Below are 20,173 nucleotides of genomic sequence, written 5' to 3'. Positions count from 1 at the left end.
GGGCTTTAAAATCATGAAAAAAACGAGTTCTATAAATCTAATTCTACAAAAGCTAGCTTCCACGATACGTGGAATAAGCAAATGGGCTGATTAATAGGGGAATATGATAATGTTGTGCAATATCAAGGACTGAAAAATGAATCACAACTTTTGGGAAAAACGTTGCTAAGGCTAAACGGTCAAAATATTCAGCAGTATAAAAAACCAAACTATAATTCCCTGTTTTAATTCCACTTAAATTAAAATCTGCTACCCGTCCATCTTCATTGGTCCTTGATTCTGCAACAATATTGTCTTGGCTATCCAATAATTTTATCAGAACATTTACGGCAGGCTTACCGAGATGCGTGTCTAATATATGGGTACTGATCATGTTATTTCCTTTCTAAACATTATTTTAATGCAATCAATCATTTAAACTTTCATCTTCACTCAGTTCTTGACTGAGTCTTAACATTGCAATTTCACCCAGTTGTTGTTTAACAATACGCTGTTCTGTTTCAGGATCATTTAATAAACGATATTTCAGTGCTTGTAGAATTTCAGTCTGATCTAAGCCCATAGCACGAATTAAAAAAATATGACCAAATTTCTTTTCATAAGTAATATTGCCTTGCAATAAAGCATGTTGTGTTTCAGTGCTCTGTTTTATTGCTGATTGCTCTTGATTGGAAAATGCTTGCTCTTTTTCACTCAGCACAGCCTGAGCCTTTTTTTCACCGATCCGTGGGTGTGTCGCTAATGCATTTGCAATTTCTAACCATGTCCAAGTTGAGGCTTGTGCTTTTGCAAAATCCATTAACGCTTGAGTGTTGACAAATGGACGTTGTGACAAAATTTCATCTGACCAACGTTGAATGTGCACACAATGCTTAAGCAAGGTTGTAAGCTCTTCTGATGATGCTTGATTAAATTCTTCTATTTTCACGAATAATACCTATGCTTGAGTTCGCTAAAATGTTCAAACACTTTTATATAAACTTTGCTGCGCGCTTTACTGCATTCAATTAAAAATAAAGTGCTTACCTTAAAAGCCACATCCTCATAGCGACAATTATGCGGCTGAATGGTGTTTAAACCAATGTTCAGCGATATCACCGCGACGACAGATCCAGACTTTTTCATGTGCCTGTATATAATCTAAAAAACGCTGTAATGCTTTAAAACGACCGGGACGTCCCAGAATACGACAATGCATGCCAATCGATAGCATTTTCGGCTCAGTTTCACCTTCTGCATAAAGCACATCAAAGGCATCTTTTAAATATTGGTAAAATTGCTCGCCACTATTAAAACCAGCAGGCGCGCAGAACTTCATATCATTACTTTCTAATGTATATGGAATGATCAGGTGCGGACGGCTTTGGCCTTGTAAATTGGTTAAGCTGGTCCAAAATGGCAAATCATCACCATAGTAATCGCAGTCATATTTGATCTGTGGAAATTCAGCCAATAATTTACGCGTATTTGGGCTATCTCGCCCTGTATACCACCCCATTGGTGTAGTGCCAAACAAGGTTTCTAGAATGCTGATCGCTTGATCAATATGCTGACGTTCCGTTTCAATATCTATAGTTTGGTAATTTAGCCAACGCTGTCCATGTGAAACCACATCGTAATGGGCTTGTTGAATGGCTTCCACAATATATGGATTACGTGCCAGCGCCATAGCCACTCCAAATATGGTCATGGGTAAGTTACGCTTTTTAAACTCATGATGAATACGCCAGAATCCTGCACGAGCGCCATATTCATACATCGAATCCATCGACATATGTTTGTCGGGAAAACTTGCTGCTCCCACGATATCAGATAAAAACTGCTCAGAACCGGCATCACCATGTTCGATATGGTTTTCAGCACCTTCTTCATAGTTAAGGACAAACTGTACTGCTATTTGGGCTTGATTAGGCCATGCTACTTTAGGTACTTGACCGTGATAGCCAATGAGATCTCGTGAATAGGGAGTATTTTGGATTTGGTCTATTAAGTCTTGCCCACGTAAATAAGTTTTACTCACTCAAACCGCCTTTAAACTTTTCAATCACCATTTTTTAGTGTGAATGATCAAGCAGTTTTTGTGCCAATCTCACTCATGTTTTAGTCAACGGGTTGGAAAGTTAACTGCATGTGATGACTTGTTCCATTGAAAATATAGTGGTGTTTTCCAATTTGAAAACTTTGATTAGGTTGAACAGCACTTTCCTGCTGAGTACGTACAATCATCGCATTATTTTCATTCGATTCTTTTAACAAGAATTGATAAATTTTATCCGTCATCTCTGCATCTAATAATTTATGCTGGATTCTATTTTGTAGATATTGATCTAAACGTTTTGTATAAAGTTCTATAAGTTTTTTATCACCAGAACTAAAAATGCGATCAAAATTATTTAAAGAAGCCACCTCTTTATTTACTGAGCTTAATCCTGTGGTTTTAATTGCATTCACTTCAAATTGATCAGTGCGTTCAAAAACCAGATTCAGACTTTCGAGATTGTCTGAAAAATTTGCATCTTGTTGTGAATATTGTTCATAGATATCACGAAAAAGTTTTTGATATTCATAGGATATAGACGCGTAATCATACAGATTAAAGTATTGCATCTTACTTACATCAGCTAAGTATTCAGCACATTTTTTCCCACATTGTTGTTTTTGTTGTTGACTGATTGCATTGGTCACTAAGTACTTTGTATAAAATTGATGCGCATCATCTAGATATTGAATCTTATGCGTCCATTTATATTTCACCAAACTTGCATCACCTGCTGCAAGGTAGGTTTCATATCTCAAGATTTTTCTCTCTTTTGGTAAATCTTTCTCCCATAAGTTACGATATTGATTCAAAATTTTAACTCCCGATATGGTGAAATCAGAAGCCGCTAAAGCACAATTTTTATCTTCTAAATAACCCAAAAAATCTGAAACAAAAATAACATCCATCGAATACACATCTATTTTTTCAGAATTTGAACGATTTAAGAATTTATGCAACATGTTAAGAGGCATATAGCTTTCAGGCCCCTTACATTGTGTTTCAAGAGGTTGCGCAAATTGAGTTAAATCTGACTTTAAAGCCACAATATCTGCATATGTAGATACAGGTATAAACGTAAAAACCGTCAATAGAGCAATTTTTCTTATTATAAAATTCATGCTGTTAATCTCATTTTATTTAAAAATAAAAAACTCTGTATTGTCTAATTGATGATTTAACAATGCATAACGAAAATCACGCATTAATTGTGACGATAACTCTCGCTTTTGCTCAACCAGCATTTTCAATAACTGTAAAAACTGACCATGACTAAATACCAATAAATGTTCATGTTGATAATGCGCTTTTAGCGAATCCAAGTGCGAAATAAAGTCCGAAACGCGTTGATAAAAATTTGCAAAAGATTCAGCACCGTCACTTGTCACTAGATTCACATCTGCTTGGTTCCAATAATCATCAACCCAAGGTTTTCGTTCCTCTAAAGTGGTATTTTTACATCGCGTATCGGATAAGTAAGAAAACTCCTGAATATCCAAAACTTGAGGTGTAATCTGATCTCGTAATAAAATTGGTTCAGCTGTTAGACGTGTACGGAGGAATGGCGAGATAAAAATCTGCTTTGCTGGTGGTAAAACATCAACAAGTTTTTGCGCTTGTTCATGTCCAAATTCGGTTAAGGGAATACTTGCATGTGACTCAGTTTTACCGTTTACATTACCTAAACTTTGTGCATGACGGATTAAATAAATACTCATAAAATTCTCTTACATCACCTTTATTTTGAAAATAATCAATAATTTTTAGTCAATCAATTTACAACTCATATTTCAATCATCATTTTTGAAGATTAATCATCCAGAATTTTGGTTAGAAAAATTTATCGGCTCCATAATTAGTTTTAACTTATTGTCTGAAACTATAAAACTATAAAACTATAAATGTGCTGACCTAATTGATAACTTGTTACACTTTTTCTTTTAGTCTCATGTGTACCTAAATATTCAACCTTTGTGTACAAGTATCTGCTTTCTTTGCTTAAAATCTCATATATATTTTCTATCATGCGATCATCAAGAAGATTTTTTTCAATACGATATTTTATATAAGCATCTAGTTGTGCATAGAAAATATTTTTAATGTTTCGGTCATCAATTTTAAAAATGAATTTAAAGTTTTCAATTGATGCAACTTCGAAGGGGAAAGAATTTAAACCTGTTTTTTTTATATATTTGATTTCAAAATCATTAGTTAAATCAAATATTTCTTGAAGTTGTGTGATCTGCTGTTCTGTTTTTTTAAAATTTTTATAATGATGTTGAAATAGATCATGATATGCCATTAAAATACCCACATAATGAAGAGGAAGATAAAATCCATGATCTTCTTTTAGATATACATAATCTTTACATAACTCTCCACATCGGCTTTTCTCATTTTTTGAAATAATATTTCTATTTAAATAAATATTAAAATTTTCTTGAGCTTGTTGTAATTTTTGGTTATCCATCGTCCAAGAATACTCAATTAAATTAGCATAACCTGCTTGCCTATAAACTTCATTATTCAACATTCTCTCTATATCATATTTATCTTTAAAATATTTTTCTTTAATTGAAATACCATTAGCTGAAAATTTACTTGCTGCCAAAGCACAATTTTTATCTTTTATAAAAAGTAAAAAATCTGAATTAAATATAAACATAAGATCATATACATGAATATCACTTCCTTTTGAGTCATTTAAGAAGTTATTCAAGTTTTTTATTGGTCTATAATCATCTTCATTTTTACATGCTATTAATAAATCTTGGCTTATTAAATTTAATTCAGACCGCACATCAGCATACGCAAATTTATTCATCCCTATAAAAGCAATAAAAATTGCTATTTTTAATACTCTAATCATCAAATTGGCCCTTATATTTTTCTCTTTTTTGATATTTTAAAAATCATCTTCATTTTCAAAAGGCTTCTTTCATCAGCTCTTTTTTAAATCATAAATCAACATAAAAGCCCCCTCATCCTAGCCTTCTCCCCCAAGGGAGAAGGAACCTTCTATAGCTATATGATTCACTCCAGATGAGCATTTTTTAATTTAGCAAAGAGCTTTAAAATTATGAGTTAAATAAGAGTTTCTCTACTGCTCTTCGGTTTACTAAACCTTGTACTGTTTTGCCACCTGCTTTGATCCAAACATCAAATTGATCACTGGCAGCGTGATAATCAGAGGCGTTCAATAATTTTAATAAAGTTGAATTTTTAAAAGCACCAATACCAATGTTATAGCTCAATGAAACCAACGCATCAAACTGATTTTGATTTAATGGCACATTTACAGCAGCAGTTACTGCTTGCTCAAAACGTCTAAGGTCATATTGCATATAGTTTTTTGCTTGTTCAATGGTACAAGTATCACCATACTGAACAGCTTTTCCATGCGGGTAAATCGTCGTTCCATAACCGATGGTACACACACCAACACCATCATCATAAGCTTTAAGCTCTAATCCCTCAAAACCACAAATCAAATCCACGCCTTGAGGACTTACCTGAGTAATCTGATCTTGTGCAAAGCCAATGACATTCGTATCAGAATCAATAGCGACACCTATATTTGAGTTGGAATAATCAGCCCTATGTTTATTCGATTCGCGCTGCTGTTGATTCAATGGTTTTGAAAACAACGTAGAAAATAACTTGGAAAAAAATTTAGACCAAAATCGCGTCATCAATAAAACTCAAAAAAAAAAGGAAAAGGTTATATCGCTGTACCAATACCACCCAATATTAAACATAGCTTTTTGAATAAATAAAGTTGTCTTTGGTTGCATTGGGTATAGATCTATTGATTTTAAATAGAAAAACTCCTTTCTTATGATAAGAAAGGAGTTTTATCTTCTTGTTGTTAATATACATAGAATTAAAACAAGAAATAACGCTGTGCCATTGGTAATACTTCAGCAGCTTCACAAGTTAGATGTACACCATCTGCACGAACTTCATAGGTTTCAGGGTGCACATCCATCACAGGACAATAGCTATTATGCTTCATGTCTTGTTTAGTGATGTTTCTGGTATTTTTACAAGGTGAAATTAACTTCTTTAATTGTAATTTTTCAGCAACACCAAGTTCAATTGCGGCCTGTGACAAGAAAGTAATACAGGTATTATGCACGCCTCTTGGATACGCCCCAAACATTGGACGGTAATGTACCGGCTGTGGTGTTGGAATTGAGGCATTAATATCTCCCATTGGCGCTGCCGCAATCATTCCACCTTTAATGATCATTGACGGCTTTACCCCAAAAAACGCAGGTTTCCACAACACCAAATCAGCAAGTTTCCCTTCTTCTATAGAACCAATTTCGTGGCTTAAACCATGAGTAATGGCGGGATTTATTGTATATTTTGCAATATAACGCTTCACCCGATTATTATCATGGTACTGATTATCACCTTCTAATGGCCCACGTTGCACTTTCATTTTATGCGCCGTTTGCCAAGTGCGTAAAATCACCTCACCCACACGCCCCATAGCTTGAGAGTCAGAAGACATCATTGAAATTGCGCCGAGATCTTGCAAAATATCTTCTGCTGCAATCGTTTCGCGACGAATACGACTCTCAGCAAATGCGACATCTTCAGCTATCGCTGGATCTAAATGGTGGCAGACCATGAGCATGTCTAAGTGTTCATCAATGGTATTGATGGTATAGGGACGGGTTGGATTGGTTGAAGATGGCAAAACATTTGCCTGACCAATGGCTTTTAAAATATCAGGTGCATGACCACCACCCGCACCCTCAGTATGATAAGTGTGGATAGTACGATTTTTAAATGCCCCCAGTGTTTCTTCAAGAAAACCACTTTCATTTAAAGTATCAGTGTGAATCGCCACTTGTACATCATATTCATCTGCCACAGTTAGACAATTATCAATTGCAGCAGGGGTAGAACCCCAATCTTCATGCAATTTTAACCCCACCACACCCGCTTTAATCTGCTCCGCAATCGGTTCAGGTTGACTCAAATTACCTTTACCCAATAAGCCAATATTCATAGGTAAATCATCAATGGCTTGCAACATGGTTGAAATATGCCATGGCCCCGGTGTCACCGTTGTTGCCGATGTTCCTGCAGCAGGACCAGTACCACCACCAATCATGGTTGTTGTTCCTGACATTAACGCTGTTTCAACTTGTTGAGGGCAAATCCAGTGAATATGAGTATCAATACCACCTGCTGTAAGAATTTGTCCTTCACCGGCAATCACCTCAGTTGCCGCACCAAGTGGAATGGTAATATCAGGTTGAATATCAGGATTGCCTGCTTTACCTATTTTCCAAATTCGCCCATTTTTTAATCCCACATCGGCTTTAATAATTCCCCACCAATCGACAATCAATGCATTGGTAATCACCGTATCTGCAACATCTGTTGCAAGTAATTGAGATTGTCCCATCCCATCGCGGATAACTTTACCACCACCAAATTTAACTTCTTCACCATAGGTGGTGAGGTCTTGTTCAACTTCTATAAAAAGTTCGGTATCTGCTAAACGTACTCGATCCCCAACGGTAGGACCAAACATTTCAGCATAAGCTCGACGTGACATTTTCATTTTGATTATCCTTTTAGTCCAACTTACCCATCACACGCCCTGCGAAACCATAGACTTCACGTTTTCCGACCAGTGCAACGATTTCTACATCACGTCGCTGCCCCGGTTCAAACCGAACCGCTGTACCAGCCGCAATATTTAAACGAAAACCTTTGGCACGTTCACGATCAAATTGCAAAGCATCATTAGCTTCATAAAAATGAAAATGTGAACCCACTTGAATCGGCCGATCACCTATATTTGATACTGAAATTTTCAGTACTTCACGACCAACATTCATTTCAATATCACAATCAGGTGTAATAATTTCACCAGGGATCATATGCTTATCCTAATTTTGAAGAAGTGTTCTATACAATCGGTTGATGGACTGTGACGAGCTTCGAGCCATCTGGAAAAGTAGCCTCTACTTGCACTTCAGCAATCATCTCAGGCACACCCTCCATCACATCATCACGACTGAGTAAGGTGGTGCCAAAATGCATCAACTCACTGACAGTCATTCCATCTCGCGCACCTTCAAGCAGTGCTGCGGAAATAAATGCAATAGATTCAGGATAATTGAGTTTTAATCCACGTGCTTTACGACGCTCTGCAACCAAACCCGCTGTAAAAATCAGCAGTTTGTCTTTTTCAGTAGGATTGAGTTCCATATGTATTTCCTAAAGTTCTCACATTTTTTTATGCAAAATATGTGCTCAGTTTTAAATTAAACACGCAGATTTTATTTCTAAAAGATGATCTTTAAATGAATCAAGTTCGCCAAATGCGTGGAAATGCTTCATCCAAATCAAACCAATATCGCCTTAATCTGGCGCGAATTGCTGCAAAAGCATCATGACAATGTCGAACATCATCGCCTAAAAAACGTGCACTGATGACATCACCCAATAAGGTTAACCTTACAGGCATATCCATTCGCATCATCAACTCACGAATTAAATCGATATGTGCCTCTAAATAAATGTTTGCTCGAAATTTTTCAGGAGGAACTGCCCATAAACTCCCCATAACGGCATGATTATTCATGCCTAGACAAGAACTTAGCCAACGATCATTGCCTTTAAAACTCAGTGTGTCTGCCACCAGTAATTGCTGATTTCTCCATAATTTAAAATGACTGTGATAAGCACCAGATTGAAATTTTTCATCTCGAGCTTGTCGACCAATTACCAACATATCCCAACCGATAAAGCTTGCTGTCTGATCAAGCTGAATCAAGGTTTCTGAGTGAGCATTGGCACCGTCAAATAACATGGTTTCTTGTGGAAGCCATTCAAACACAGCATTGTGTTTAACTGAGATATGGATATGTTGATAAGCTTGTTTGCCATTGGTCCGATACCATTTACCAGCACCTGGCGTTGTGACTAAGGCATGGGCAGCAGCATCTACACTGATCTCAAATGTTAAATGATCACCACCTGCAATACCCGCAGGCGGATGGACAATAATCGCATGACAAATTCCAGTTTTTTCTGGCCACAGCATCTTTTGCACACGTACAGGTCCAAAATGTCTACGATGCGCCAATACCGTTCGCTCAGTTTGAGCCTGAAAACCCAATTCAAGTTTGGCATACCAAAGGCGCTGATCAGGAAGATGTTCTACTAAACTTATCATGACCGCCTTTATAAATTGATATCCGCAATTAAGCGTTTAAACATTAAGCCAAACCAATAACTGCAACGATTGCTGCCAAAGTACCAATAATTTTTTTGCCATATGGAACGTACTTTTTGATAAAAGCACCAATGCCTAATCCACCCGCATAGATCAATGCCATTGCTGTCACCATACCTAAAATCAGTAAGCTGGCATGACCTGATTGGCCTAATTCAGCGCCATGTGCAACGCCGTGAAAACTTGCCAATAGAACTGCTGCGATAGGTAAAACTTGATTTGTTTTTGTCCAAAGCGCAACAGCCAATAAAATCAATGACGCAATGATGCCGTATTCAGCAACTGCTGCTGGAATAAATCCTTGGCTACCGATCATAAAGCCAATCACCATCGCTATAGCTAAGCCAATCAAGCCGAAAAGCTTCCAGCGTTGATTTGCCGTCCACATCAATACACCAAATGCGATTGCCATCATCAAATGATCTAAACCTGTAAATGGGTGAATAAAGCCTGCCCAAAAACCGCTATGGTGATCATGTCCAGGATGAGCCAAAGCCAATACAGGTAGATATGCAGCACATGCCATCAGACTGTGTTTAAAAAAACGCATTCGAATTCTCCTTTGATTATTTTTCAATTCAAATAGTTACAATTTTTTTTAATATCGCGACTAAGCTTTAATCTCTACGCTAAGCTTTAAATAAACCTTGTTTTTCAATAAACTCAATGACTTGTATTAAACCATCTTGAGTTTTCATATTTGAAAATAGAAAAGGTTTGTCACCACGCATGCGTTTTGCATCTTGATCCATCACATCGAGATTTGCACCGACCATTGGAGCTAAATCTGTTTTGTTAATAATCAATAAATCCGACTTGGTAATGCCGGGACCACCTTTACGTGGGATCTTTTCACCACCTGCAACATCAATCACATAAAGGGTTAAATCAGACAATTCAGGACTAAACGTAGCGGCTAGATTATCTCCACCACTTTCGATAATAATCAGCTCTAAACCATCAAATTTTTCACAAAGATCATCAATTGCAGCCAAGTTAATTGAAGCATCTTCACGAATTGCAGTATGTGGACAACCACCTGTCTCAACACCAACAATACGTTCTGGTGACATCGCTTCATGACGAGTTAAAAAATTAGAATCTTCTTTGGTATAGATATCGTTGGTCACAACCGCCATATTATATTTGTTGCGTAAAGCAAGGCATAAGTTCAAGGTTAATGCTGTTTTACCTGAACCAACAGGACCACCTATTCCAACACGTAAAGGGCTACGTTCTGTCATCATTTTTTCCTTTTCTATGCTTCATTCTCAATAAAAAATAGCGAATGAAACGTGTCATTTATGATCTGAATAATCGTGAATATAAAGTTTCATGCGACATACTTAACATCGCATAATTGGGCAAGGCACTACTTAACTCATCATCTTCTAAGGCCAAGGCACGCACTACCGCTTGAGGAATTAAGCCATGTAAATGCCACAAAATTCTTTGACCACTCATTTGCCCTAAAGGGACAGTTTTAACCGCACCTAGCACTTGGTTTTCTAAAACAGTAAAGCTATATGCTGTCAGCACATCCACCAGATTAAGTTTTAATGTTCCGCATAAATGTGCATAAACAGGGACAAAACCAAACTGCTTTTTAATCTCAGGTTGCTGTTTTAAAACATCACGAATCCAAGCATTCAAAGAAAATGCCAACTGCTGAGATTCAGCCCGTAATTCTTTCGACTCACGGCTCGCTTTATAAAAGTTAGCCCAATTTAAAAATTCAGCTTCGTCTAAATAATGTTGCATCAGACGTTTTAAAACGGGGAGTTCAAACCTAACCAGCAACATTTCCAGCACTTCTTCAAAATAAGCAATACTGCTTGCTTCATCATGAATCAAACCCTGATCAATCGCACTTTCCACCCCTTGCGAATAGCAATATGCACCGATGGGTAAGGCTGTCGATGACAGGGTCAATAGACTTAATAGTTGCGATGCGTTAGTGATGGACATGATGTAAAGCCTTAATCGGGCTTAAACGATGATCATGCTGATGTTGGGCATATGCCCCACTTTCAGGTTCAAATGGATGTTCAACTTCATCTACAGTTAGTCCTAAACCTTGGATCATTTCTGCAAGGACATGATCAGGTTCAAAATAAAGTGCAGTTGGAGTAAGCATTAACGGAACATGACGATTTCCCAGATGATATGCAGCTTTAAGTAAATCAAAACTATGCAGTGCCGAAACTTGCATTAATTTTTCAGCTTTGGCATCTACACGTAACACTTCACCTTGTTCAGTTGCAATATAAGAACCACTACGCAAAATGCCTGTACGTGGTAAATCCGCACCAATATCGTGCCCATTATTTAAAGTTGCACGAAAACGGCTCTTTTGCCGAGTATCAAAAGTCAATTCAATACTTTCAGCCTCAATGTTTGACTCTATATGGTCTAGACGTTGCGTATAAATTTTCATATTGATCCACTTTTCTATGGCACTTGATTTAAAATGTTCCAAATTGATGCCAAAATTTTATTCATAAATATCGGTTTGCATTAAATTAAAGCATTTATCATGCCAGTTTTTAGAATCGTAAGAATTCAAACTGCATCTTATTTAGAACACCAACCTAAAACCTAAGATCAAATTTACATGAGCGAGATTTCAATAAAAAATAAGAACAATTAAACGTTACAAAATAAAACCATAATAAAATTATGTGTATTTCACAAAAGCTTGAAATAACACACTTTTGATCAACTAAAATTCTTATCGACAATTTGCGACTAACAGCGCAATGTGTTATCAATGAATAAATAATCAGACAAAAAAGGGAGAAACTTATAATGGCTTATCAACATATCCTTCTTGCTGTAGATGACTCTCCTATTTCTTATGCTGCACTTGAACATGCAGAAAAACTTGCACTTGCTTTTAACTGTAAAATTACTGTGATGAGTGTGATAGCAGTTGATCCTTTTAAAGGCGTCGATTTTTATAAAATAGCGCCTGCTGTAACTCAATATTTATTTGAAGCTGAAAAAAATGCTTTAGCACGTTTAAAAGATATTCAAGAAACTTTAGTTCACCATGGTGTAACAACAGTAGATACCAAAGTGGTACGTGAAGTGCCTCCTGCTACTGGAATTTTAGATGTTGCAGATGAACTGAATGTGGACCTTATCGTAATGGGTTCTCATGGACGTACTGGTCTGAAGAAATTCTTCTTAGGGAGTGTTGCACAAGAAGTGTTGTCGATTTCTCCACTGCCTGTGTTGATTATTAAATCTACCCAAGAAGAAGCTTAATTCTTATTTGAAATGTTAATTAAAAAGGTGTGATTATGAGTTATCAAAATATTCTTGTCCCAGTTGACGGTTCTGACATTTCTTTTTCTGCATTAAAACATGCTGCTGCGATTGCCAAAGCCTTTGGAAGCAAAGTCACTGCGATCAGTGTCGTTGCTGAAGACCCTTTTGCTGCTGCTGATTTTTACTATTCGCCAGATATGTTAAAAGATTACATTCAAGAAGCAATTAAAAATGCGGAAGAAGGTTTGAGCAAAGCCAAACAATTGGCTGAACAGCAAGGTGTTCAAATTGAAACACAAGTCGTGAGAGACTCGGTTGCAGCTGAAACCATCATTAAAACTGCTGAATCATTACATACAGATTTAATTATCATGGGATCGCATGGTCGCAAAGGCTTCCAAAAGTTTTTCTTAGGCAGTTTTGCGCAAGATGTACTGGGTCAAACCAAACTTCCTGTATTGATTGTCAAACAGTGATTGATTAGGGTCTATAGACAGTTCATAAATGATTTGCGTTGTAGACGAATTGTCAAACGCCCCTAAAAGCCAAATAAATAAAACCCAGTTTAACTGGGTTTTATTTATGCAATGTCTATATCAAAGATAACTTGGGAAACTATTAAACTGCGATAACTTTGACTAAAATGGTTTGAGATTCTTCAAAATCATCAAAAATTTGCTTACGGCTAAGTTCTTTGGACTTTACTTTAAAATTATGATTTTGATAGTGAATGATCTCAGGTATTTGATCAAAATAATTTCCTTCGGCTTCAATACTTTCTTCAAATAAGGCTGTGCCAAGCTGATATTCTCTACTTTTTAAGACAACATACTTAACAGTCGTTTTCATCATTCGCACTCCATTTTCATATGCACTTTATTTTTATTTATATCACTTTTTGACGCGTTTGAAATATAAAAATTCATCATATTGCATAGTAATTCTACAATTGGCCCAAAAAAGGAAAACCCACCTGTTGAGAAGTGGGTTGACTGCATATTTACAGACTTTACGCTGATTATTCTTTTAACTTTCTTTGATTGTTATTTGATGCTTATTCTTGGCTTTTGTTGTTTGTGCAATCATTATGGCAAATGAATATGACAAACTTATTTCAACTCAGCGTTCTTTTGATTAATTTTGTCTCTTATATGCCATGTGGAGCTAACATCATGATTTATATATAAAAATATCCAAAAAAATTAAATTCATGGCTCAATATGCTTATTTTTTATTTGGTTTTCTTGCAAATTCCCTCAATTCACTTATAGTTAAATTATTGAATATAAATAATTAATTTAGAGCCATACCGATGCTTTTAAAACAATGTTGTGATCTGCTTGAAAGAAAGAATTTAACAGTCGCATTTATTGAAAGTGCAAGTTCTGGTTATTTATCCAGCCAGTTTTCGATCTATAAAAACAGTGGTGCAGATATTTTATTAGGCGGTTTAGTCAGCTACGACCCCTCTATTAAAATTTCAATTTTACAAGTTGATCCATCCCTCATCGAAAAATATAGCGCTGAATCAATTGAAGTCACAAAAGCAATGGCAGTTCAAGGGAAAAAACTCTTTAGCGCTGCAGATATCATTGTCAGTTGTACCGGCTTACTTAAACCTGGTGGTAGTGCTAGTATTGAAAAACCAGAAGGTACTTTCTTTATCTCAATCTATTATCAAAACACATTGTCGAATTTTAAATATTTTATTGAAGGTGAGCCGTTGACTCGTTTAAATCAATTAACTGAAAATGTTGCTAAGGAAATATTAAAAATCTTAAATTTTGTTTAAGATTTATGCTATGTCTTAACTGAAATACAAATTACTGAAATATTTAATTCACTTTTTAACTAAAAAGCGGTAAATTTTACATAGATTATCAACATATCAATAACACAAATGAACTTATTAGGAAGCGGTATGAAACTTCAATTTGCGGTAATTTCTTCTTTAGCATGTTTAACTTTGGCGGGTTGTGCTGGCTCTTATCCAGAAAGAGTTGTTACAAAAGGCCCTTTAATCTGTGAAGCAAATGAAGTTTGCCCTGAACTTTCTATGCGTTGGAAAGATGAAGTCCGTGATGGATTTAAAATCACAGCAGAAATTAACAATCCAACAAAATATGATATTACCCAATTTGTCTTTTTAGTGGATGGTCAGCCATATACATATTCAACCATTAACACGACACAATACGCGGGTACAGTTTCATCAAACTCGATTAATGTTCCTGTCAGCTTTCTTAACTCATTCCGTAATGGTAAAGAAATCTCACTTAAATTGGTAACCAACCAGGGTGATGTTGAACGTTCAATCTTAAAGGCAGATGGTCAACAGTCTTCTGCGTATCTGACGTTCTTAAAGGGTTATACAGGTCAAATTGTTACTCAATAAGACTGAGCAGTATAAATATAAAAAACCAGACAAAATGTCTGGTTTTTTTAACTCAAAATCTTTAACTTAAAATAATGAATCCAAGATCATTCAGCAAAATTTGTTGAGCAATAACTCTATTAAGTAAAAAAACAAATCATTTGAAATTTACTCTAATAATTAAAGGTATTTCAAAACTAAAATACCCTCTCTTATCTCAAATATATTTGCTATTTAGGTTCAATTGGGGCAAATGGTGCAACCACATCAGCATTTTGTGCACGGTGACGCATAAAATGATCCATCAATACAATGGCAAGCATGGCTTCAGCAATAGGTGTCGCACGCACGCCCACACAAGGATCGTGACGACCTTTGGTCAGTACATCTGTATCTTCACGATCTAGATTAATGGTTTTCCCCGGTGTAGTAATACTTGCGGTTGGTTTTAACGCAATCGCTACACGGATGGTTTGGCCTGAAGAAATACCACCAAGAATACCACCAGCATGATTGGCTAAAAACCCATCTGTGCTAAGTTCATCACGGGTTTCATGGCCAAATTGTTCTGCAACTGCAAAACCATCACCAACTTCAACACCTTTCACCGCATTGATTGACATCATGGCATGGGCAATATCAGCATCTAAACGATCAAATACGGGTTCACCCCAACCTACAGGTACTTTTTCTGCAAGGATCTCAAGCTTTGCACCACAACTGGTCCCCTGTTCACGCAATGATGTCACCAGCGCTTCAAAACGTGGAACCGCATTGACATCACCACAGAAGAACGGATTATTCGGAACTTCATTCCAATCTAAAGCTTGTGCTTTTTCAGTACCAATTTGCGTCACATGTCCACGAATCACAATCGCAAATTTCTCAAAAAGAAATTTCTTTGCAATCGCACCCGCTGCCACACGCATCGCCGTTTCACGTGCACTTGAACGACCACCACCACGATAATCACGGAAACCATACTTTTGCGTATAGGTGTAATCTGCATGGCCTGGACGGAAAGTTTGCGCAATATTGCCATAATCTTTAGATTTTTGATCTGTATTACGGATCAATAAACCAATCGAAGTTCCTGTCGTTTTACCTTCAAAAACTCCAGAAATGATCTCAACCTCATCTGGCTCTTTACGCTGAGTGGCAAACTTAGACGTTCCCGGTTTACGACGATCTAAATCAATTTGTAAATCTTCAGCAGATAATTCAAGACCCGGTGGCACACCATCAACAATTGCCATCAAGCCTACGCCGTGAGATTCACCACAAGTCGTTACACGGAAGAGTTGTCCAATACTGTTACCTGCCATGCTTACGACTCCTTAAGCTTGAATAGATTGAATAAATAAATCACGGAATGTACGACATTGTTCAGCAGTCAAAGCAAAAATACCTGTACCGCCTTTTTGGAACTGTAACCAGTAAAAATCAATGGTATTAAAATTCTGTTTCATTGCCCATTCTGAGTTACCTACTTCAATCACGATTAAACCGTCTTCAGTTAAATAATCAGCTGCTTGAGCCAACATTTTTCGAACTAAATCCAAACCATCTTGACCAGCAGCTAAAGCAAGTTCAGGTTCATGATGGAATTCATCTGGAAGATCAGCCATATCTTCAGCATCCACATACGGTGGATTTGAAACGATCAAATCATATTGATTTTCAGCTGGGATTTTGGCAAACAAATCTGACTCAAGCAAAGCCACCTGATATTGCTTATTGTGATGCTCTGCATTAATAGAAGCCACTTCTAATGCTTCTTTAGAAATATCAGTTGCATCTACTTCTGAATCAGGGAATGCATATGCCAACGCGATCGCAATACAACCTGAACCCGTACACATATCTAAGATACGTTGCGGTGTTTTTGGATTTGGGTTTTCAGGTAAATTATTCACGCCTGCACGTGTTTGTCCATTTTCATCTAAACAATAAGGTGCAAAACGGTTTTCGATCAATTCAGCAATCGGTGAACGAGGAATTAACACACGCTCATCAACATAGAATGGCTTACCAAAGAAATAAGAGAGGTTAAGTAAATAAGAGGTTGGAATTCTTTCATTTACACGACGTTCGAGTAAATTTAAAAACTCAGCTTTTTCACTTGGCAATAATTTTGAATCTAAAATTTCAGCATCCGCCTTCCATTCCAAAGAAAGCGTTTGTAAAACCAAGGCAGAACTTTCTGCGAAATAATCTTCTGTACCTTGACCCAAATGTGCATCGTATTGACGTAAAGCTGTAACCCCAAAACGAATAAAATCACGAATTGTTGATAGGTTTTCAGCAGCTTCCTGTAAATGTTCAGGGCTAATAGTCGGTCGATCCACTTAAGGTTTCTCCAAGGTCATATTTTTAAACGCCTTATGATACCTTGTTTTGCATGACATTTATAATGCTTTACGACAATTTACTTAGCAATTATTTTATAGCGCAATAAAGCACTATAAACGATAGCTTTGTTTCTCTAACATATTGGCTCTATTGACTGTTTGTTTGAGGGCACAATTGTAATACTTCATTTTATAATCATCAGAAACTGATTTATTTGACTCATCACACTGCTGATCTCGAAGTTTAAACCATTGTTTCTGATATTTCTTTTGAGCTTTCTGTTGCTTGTCTGTATACAAATCCAACGTCTGTTTAAATAATGATTTCAAACGATCATCTTGCTTGCTCAACTCAGTTTTCATACAGCTGGCAAGTGTTGCCGAGCTTGAACCTGCCGAATTCATACAGCTTAAATAATCTGAGCTATAACCGATCGCCTGCGTGTGCATCGGCAATAATACAACTAAACTGATACCCCAATACTTTAAATACATCCAATTCCCCAATCCCAAAATCATTATTTTAATTCAAAAACTTTTAATCCAAAGAACTCAGGCACTGATTAGCAACAATCGCCTCTGCAAAAGAGTGTAAAAGATTTGAAACTAAATACAATCATTGTAGATAAATTATTGTTAAAACTTGATTTAAAACAATCAACTTTGTTTCACCATATCACTCGTTTTTTCAGATTTTTTTTTCAAACCTATTGTTGTATATTTTTAAAACAAATCAATGCGCTTGGTTATAAAATATAAACTTATTTGTGGCAAAATTGCTGAGATTGAGCGCTTAACTTGAAATTGGGTCATTTCACCTTTATATATACAACAAGTTTTTAAATATTTATGAATTTAGTCAATTTATGAGCTACAAACATAATAACCTCATGGCTATGCGTCAGTCATGGTGGGATGATGAATCCACTCCAAATGTCAAAATTGAAAAGCAGTTTTTTCAACAAACCCTCACTGAACAAGGTGTTTACGAAGCGCCTTCTCTAGACGATGTAAAATATTTTTTCTTTAGCTTGCCTAGCATTATCATTGTTAAAGGCTATGCGCTGGGCTTTACTAATCAAAGCGTTAAAGATCTGATCATTCATTACATTGCTTCAAATAAGCAAGGTTTAATACTCCGCAAAGAGCTTAAAATCCAATTTAGAATGTAAATTTTAATATTGCTTAGGCTATTTTGATGGAATTAATTTAATTCCCCCATTCAGCGAATTGAACTGTTTAAATACAGTCATTCCATGTAATATTCCTTACAATTAGTCATCTTTTTATCTTTTCGAATCTCTTATAAAGGATTTTATCTTCATGTCAGATCAGAACGAAAAGCTCAAACAGTTAAAAACCTCATCAATGGATCGTCGCTTATCAATTGCAAAAGCATCATTATTGGCAGGTACACGCTGGGCAGCTTCAAGTGCGAGTTCAATCTTTTCAAGTGAAGAAGAAAAAGAAAAAAAACGTAAACAAGCTATGAAAGAACAAGCCAATTATCTTGTTCAAGAAATTGGCAAGCTAAAAGGTTCAATTGTTAAAATCGGTCAAATGATGGCGCTTTATGGCGAGCATTTTTTACCTGAAGAAATTACTCAAGCATTAAACACCCTCAATAATCAAACAGTTGCCCTTGCATGGCCTGCGATTAAAGAGCAATTGGTCAGTCAATTGGGTTCAAAACTCAACGATCTCACCATTGATCATGAGCCGATTGGTACAGCTTCTCTGGCTCAGGTTCACCGTGCAACACGTAAGTCAGATGGATTAGAGTTGGTTCTTAAAATCCAATATCCTGGTGTAGCCGACGCCATCGACTCAGATATGAGCCTATTTCGAAATATGCTTAAATTGACACGTATGGTGCCACAAACCCGTGAGTTCGATCAGTGGTTTGATGAAGTGCGTGAAATGATGCATCGTGAAGTTGATTATAAAGTTGAAGCGGCAACAACCCGTCGTTTTGGCCAGCGACTTAAAGAAGATCCACGTTATGGCGTGCCACAAATTATTGATGACTATTGTACCAATCAAGTCCTGTGCATGACCTTTGAACGTGGTGTACCCATCAACAGCCCTGTCATGCTGTCTTTACCACAAGAGCGACGTAATCTTTTAGGTGAAGCATCACTTGAAATCGCAGTTCGTGAATTGTTTGAGTGGGGCGAAATGCAAACCGACCCGAACTTTGGTAATTATCTTGTTCGCTTGGGCAATGGTGAAGAGATAAAAGATAAAATTATTTTGTTAGATTTTGGCGCTATACGTCAGTTCGATGACCAATTACTTCGCGTAGCTTGTAATTTAATCAAAGCGGGTTATAACCACGATGCAGAAGCAATGGTCAATGCGATGTCGGGCTATGAGTTCTTTGATGCAATGCCTTTAAGCATTAAACCCGATATGGCAAAAGTATTTTTATTGGCAACAGAAGCATTTAGTACACATTTAAATAACCCAGATTTACCTGCTGGCGTGATGGATCAACATAACCGTTATGACTGGAAAAAAAGCCAGCTACATAGCCGTGTGATGCAACGTGCTTCAAAATCAATGGCTTCACGTTACTTCAGTATTCCACCAAAAGAATTTATGTTTATCAGTCGTAAATTTATTGGTGCTTATACATTTATGACGGTGATTGAAGCAAAGACCAATGTTCGTAAAATGATTGTACCTTTTGTTTAATCTTTTTAGTTTTCATACAGGTTAAACGAGATTGTAAACGTTTTAAAAATGTCACTTTTACCAATACCCAACAAATGTTGGGTTTTTTTATTTAAAAATAAACAATAAAAATCAGAATATTAATAACAAATATATCATCTACTCTGCCATTCATCTAAGGTCAATTACTTTGT

General features: G+C 36.5%; 25 protein-coding genes. 6 read left to right on the top strand and 19 right to left on the bottom strand.

From position 1 onward, the window contains the following. Positions 1-52 precede the first annotated feature (52 nt). From uraH to ureE, 15 genes are all read right to left on the bottom strand, one after another. A complete protein-coding gene (gene uraH / locus L3V46_RS10065) occupies positions 53-373 on the bottom strand; it encodes a hydroxyisourate hydrolase (RefSeq protein ID WP_239045587.1) in 321 nt (106 codons plus the stop codon). Positions 374-406: 33 nt separating this feature from the next. After that, positions 407-928 carry a 2-oxo-4-hydroxy-4-carboxy-5-ureidoimidazoline decarboxylase gene (gene uraD, locus L3V46_RS10060; RefSeq protein ID WP_239045586.1) on the bottom strand — a complete coding sequence of 174 codons (522 nt, stop codon included), beginning with the start codon at positions 926-928 and terminating at the stop codon, positions 407-409. 126 nt (positions 929-1,054) lie between these two features. Continuing rightward, a complete protein-coding gene (gene puuE, locus L3V46_RS10055; protein ID WP_239045585.1) occupies positions 1,055-2,020 on the bottom strand; it encodes an allantoinase PuuE in 966 nt (321 codons plus the stop codon). Between the two features lie 80 nt (positions 2,021-2,100). Then, positions 2,101-3,159: a hypothetical protein gene (locus tag L3V46_RS10050; protein ID WP_239045584.1), complete on the bottom strand. Its 1,059-nt coding sequence runs from the start codon at positions 3,157-3,159 to the stop codon at positions 2,101-2,103. 15 nt (positions 3,160-3,174) lie between these two features. Next, entirely contained in the window at positions 3,175-3,756 is a 582-nt protein-coding gene (locus L3V46_RS10045) for a histidine phosphatase family protein (RefSeq protein ID WP_239045583.1), read from the bottom strand. A gap of 161 nt (positions 3,757-3,917) precedes the next feature. Next, the gene (locus L3V46_RS10040) at positions 3,918-4,907 is read right to left on the bottom strand and encodes a hypothetical protein (protein ID WP_239045582.1); all 990 of its coding nucleotides are present in this window, start codon (positions 4,905-4,907) and stop codon (positions 3,918-3,920) included. 208 nt (positions 4,908-5,115) lie between these two features. Further along, positions 5,116-5,730 (bottom strand): lysozyme, encoded by a 615-nt coding sequence (locus L3V46_RS10035; RefSeq protein WP_239045581.1) that lies wholly within the window; start codon positions 5,728-5,730, stop codon positions 5,116-5,118. Positions 5,731-5,921: 191 nt separating this feature from the next. Further along, complete coding sequence (ureC, locus tag L3V46_RS10030) at positions 5,922-7,622, bottom strand: urease subunit alpha (protein ID WP_239045580.1); 1,701 nt, start codon at positions 7,620-7,622, stop codon at positions 5,922-5,924. A gap of 13 nt (positions 7,623-7,635) precedes the next feature. Continuing rightward, a complete protein-coding gene (locus L3V46_RS10025) occupies positions 7,636-7,944 on the bottom strand; it encodes an urease subunit beta (RefSeq protein ID WP_151801394.1) in 309 nt (102 codons plus the stop codon). A 28-nt stretch (positions 7,945-7,972) separates the two neighbouring features. After that, entirely contained in the window at positions 7,973-8,275 is a 303-nt protein-coding gene (gene ureA / locus L3V46_RS10020; RefSeq protein WP_004720298.1) for an urease subunit gamma, read from the bottom strand. Between the two features lie 100 nt (positions 8,276-8,375). Then, on the bottom strand, positions 8,376-9,245 hold the full coding sequence (locus L3V46_RS10015) for an urease accessory protein UreD (protein WP_151801393.1): 870 nt from the start codon (positions 9,243-9,245) through the stop codon (positions 8,376-8,378). 43 nt (positions 9,246-9,288) lie between these two features. Then, positions 9,289-9,855: a HupE/UreJ family protein gene (locus tag L3V46_RS10010; RefSeq protein WP_239045579.1), complete on the bottom strand. Its 567-nt coding sequence runs from the start codon at positions 9,853-9,855 to the stop codon at positions 9,289-9,291. A 79-nt stretch (positions 9,856-9,934) separates the two neighbouring features. Continuing rightward, positions 9,935-10,549, bottom strand: a complete 615-nt coding sequence (gene ureG / locus L3V46_RS10005) for an urease accessory protein UreG (protein ID WP_239045578.1) — start codon at positions 10,547-10,549, stop codon at positions 9,935-9,937. 58 nt (positions 10,550-10,607) lie between these two features. Beyond that, on the bottom strand, positions 10,608-11,273 hold the full coding sequence (locus tag L3V46_RS10000) for an urease accessory UreF family protein (protein WP_239045577.1): 666 nt from the start codon (positions 11,271-11,273) through the stop codon (positions 10,608-10,610). Beyond that, on the bottom strand, positions 11,260-11,742 hold the full coding sequence (gene ureE / locus L3V46_RS09995; protein WP_004821691.1) for an urease accessory protein UreE: 483 nt from the start codon (positions 11,740-11,742) through the stop codon (positions 11,260-11,262). Before ureE ends, L3V46_RS10000 begins: the two co-directional genes overlap by 14 nt. A 371-nt stretch (positions 11,743-12,113) precedes the next feature. On the opposite strand from ureE, the gene L3V46_RS09990 reads away from it, so the two are divergent. Together L3V46_RS09990 and L3V46_RS09985 are read left to right on the top strand one after the other, a co-directional pair. Further along, positions 12,114-12,575, top strand: coding sequence for a universal stress protein (locus tag L3V46_RS09990; protein WP_004720286.1), 462 nt, complete (start codon positions 12,114-12,116; stop codon positions 12,573-12,575). A 35-nt stretch (positions 12,576-12,610) separates the two neighbouring features. Continuing rightward, the gene (locus L3V46_RS09985; protein WP_004821693.1) at positions 12,611-13,054 is read left to right on the top strand and encodes a universal stress protein; all 444 of its coding nucleotides are present in this window, start codon (positions 12,611-12,613) and stop codon (positions 13,052-13,054) included. Between the two features lie 142 nt (positions 13,055-13,196). Here the strand turns inward: L3V46_RS09985 and L3V46_RS09980 are convergent, their stop codons facing one another. Then, positions 13,197-13,427, bottom strand: a complete 231-nt coding sequence (locus L3V46_RS09980; protein WP_035372252.1) for a hypothetical protein — start codon at positions 13,425-13,427, stop codon at positions 13,197-13,199. Positions 13,428-13,890: 463 nt separating this feature from the next. Between L3V46_RS09980 and L3V46_RS09975 the strand changes: the two genes are divergently transcribed. Both L3V46_RS09975 and L3V46_RS09970 read left to right on the top strand, forming a co-directional pair. Beyond that, the gene (locus tag L3V46_RS09975) at positions 13,891-14,370 is read left to right on the top strand and encodes a CinA family protein (protein ID WP_239045576.1); all 480 of its coding nucleotides are present in this window, start codon (positions 13,891-13,893) and stop codon (positions 14,368-14,370) included. 129 nt (positions 14,371-14,499) lie between these two features. Beyond that, entirely contained in the window at positions 14,500-14,973 is a 474-nt protein-coding gene (locus L3V46_RS09970) for a hypothetical protein (protein WP_004821699.1), read from the top strand. 209 nt (positions 14,974-15,182) lie between these two features. Here L3V46_RS09970 and aroC read toward each other — a convergent pair whose 3' ends face one another. The 3 genes from aroC to L3V46_RS09955 form a co-directional block, all read right to left on the bottom strand. Continuing rightward, positions 15,183-16,277: a chorismate synthase gene (aroC, locus tag L3V46_RS09965; protein ID WP_239045575.1), complete on the bottom strand. Its 1,095-nt coding sequence runs from the start codon at positions 16,275-16,277 to the stop codon at positions 15,183-15,185. 12 nt (positions 16,278-16,289) lie between these two features. After that, positions 16,290-17,300: a 50S ribosomal protein L3 N(5)-glutamine methyltransferase gene (prmB, locus tag L3V46_RS09960; RefSeq protein ID WP_004720275.1), complete on the bottom strand. Its 1,011-nt coding sequence runs from the start codon at positions 17,298-17,300 to the stop codon at positions 16,290-16,292. Positions 17,301-17,414: 114 nt separating this feature from the next. After that, positions 17,415-17,798: a lysozyme inhibitor LprI family protein gene (locus tag L3V46_RS09955; RefSeq protein WP_004720273.1), complete on the bottom strand. Its 384-nt coding sequence runs from the start codon at positions 17,796-17,798 to the stop codon at positions 17,415-17,417. Between the two features lie 371 nt (positions 17,799-18,169). Between L3V46_RS09955 and L3V46_RS09950 the strand changes: the two genes are divergently transcribed. Together L3V46_RS09950 and L3V46_RS09945 are read left to right on the top strand one after the other, a co-directional pair. Further along, a complete protein-coding gene (locus L3V46_RS09950; RefSeq protein WP_034616582.1) occupies positions 18,170-18,475 on the top strand; it encodes a hypothetical protein in 306 nt (101 codons plus the stop codon). A gap of 151 nt (positions 18,476-18,626) precedes the next feature. Continuing rightward, positions 18,627-20,000, top strand: a complete 1,374-nt coding sequence (locus L3V46_RS09945; protein ID WP_239045574.1) for an AarF/ABC1/UbiB kinase family protein — start codon at positions 18,627-18,629, stop codon at positions 19,998-20,000. The last annotated feature ends 173 nt before the right edge of the window (positions 20,001-20,173 follow it).

Source organism: Acinetobacter sp. AG3 (genome assembly GCF_022343575.1).
GTDB lineage: Bacteria > Pseudomonadota > Gammaproteobacteria > Pseudomonadales > Moraxellaceae > Acinetobacter > Acinetobacter guillouiae.
Note: the sequence above shows the minus strand (reverse complement) of the source record. Positions and strands in the feature narration are given on the sequence as shown.

Coding starts and splice junctions, on each gene's coding strand:
- L3V46_RS10000 (WP_239045577.1), bottom strand. CDS start 11,273: ATGTCCATCACTAACGCATCGCAACTATTAAGTCTATTGACCCTGTCA.
- ureA (WP_004720298.1), bottom strand. CDS start 8,275: ATGGAACTCAATCCTACTGAAAAAGACAAACTGCTGATTTTTACAGCG.
- L3V46_RS10010 (WP_239045579.1), bottom strand. CDS start 9,855: ATGCGTTTTTTTAAACACAGTCTGATGGCATGTGCTGCATATCTACCT.
- L3V46_RS10015 (WP_151801393.1), bottom strand. CDS start 9,245: ATGATAAGTTTAGTAGAACATCTTCCTGATCAGCGCCTTTGGTATGCC.
- L3V46_RS09980 (WP_035372252.1), bottom strand. CDS start 13,427: ATGAAAACGACTGTTAAGTATGTTGTCTTAAAAAGTAGAGAATATCAG.
- L3V46_RS10050 (WP_239045584.1), bottom strand. CDS start 3,159: ATGAATTTTATAATAAGAAAAATTGCTCTATTGACGGTTTTTACGTTT.
- L3V46_RS09970 (WP_004821699.1), top strand. CDS start 14,500: ATGAAACTTCAATTTGCGGTAATTTCTTCTTTAGCATGTTTAACTTTG.
- uraH (WP_239045587.1), bottom strand. CDS start 373: ATGATCAGTACCCATATATTAGACACGCATCTCGGTAAGCCTGCCGTA.
- L3V46_RS10045 (WP_239045583.1), bottom strand. CDS start 3,756: ATGAGTATTTATTTAATCCGTCATGCACAAAGTTTAGGTAATGTAAAC.
- L3V46_RS09955 (WP_004720273.1), bottom strand. CDS start 17,798: ATGTATTTAAAGTATTGGGGTATCAGTTTAGTTGTATTATTGCCGATG.
- L3V46_RS09985 (WP_004821693.1), top strand. CDS start 12,611: ATGAGTTATCAAAATATTCTTGTCCCAGTTGACGGTTCTGACATTTCT.
- L3V46_RS10025 (WP_151801394.1), bottom strand. CDS start 7,944: ATGATCCCTGGTGAAATTATTACACCTGATTGTGATATTGAAATGAAT.
- ureG (WP_239045578.1), bottom strand. CDS start 10,549: ATGACAGAACGTAGCCCTTTACGTGTTGGAATAGGTGGTCCTGTTGGT.
- L3V46_RS10035 (WP_239045581.1), bottom strand. CDS start 5,730: ATGACGCGATTTTGGTCTAAATTTTTTTCCAAGTTATTTTCTACGTTG.
- L3V46_RS09950 (WP_034616582.1), top strand. CDS start 18,170: ATGAGCTACAAACATAATAACCTCATGGCTATGCGTCAGTCATGGTGG.
- L3V46_RS09945 (WP_239045574.1), top strand. CDS start 18,627: ATGTCAGATCAGAACGAAAAGCTCAAACAGTTAAAAACCTCATCAATG.
- L3V46_RS09975 (WP_239045576.1), top strand. CDS start 13,891: ATGCTTTTAAAACAATGTTGTGATCTGCTTGAAAGAAAGAATTTAACA.
- ureE (WP_004821691.1), bottom strand. CDS start 11,742: ATGAAAATTTATACGCAACGTCTAGACCATATAGAGTCAAACATTGAG.
- L3V46_RS10040 (WP_239045582.1), bottom strand. CDS start 4,907: ATGATTAGAGTATTAAAAATAGCAATTTTTATTGCTTTTATAGGGATG.
- L3V46_RS09990 (WP_004720286.1), top strand. CDS start 12,114: ATGGCTTATCAACATATCCTTCTTGCTGTAGATGACTCTCCTATTTCT.
- ureC (WP_239045580.1), bottom strand. CDS start 7,622: ATGAAAATGTCACGTCGAGCTTATGCTGAAATGTTTGGTCCTACCGTT.
- aroC (WP_239045575.1), bottom strand. CDS start 16,277: ATGGCAGGTAACAGTATTGGACAACTCTTCCGTGTAACGACTTGTGGT.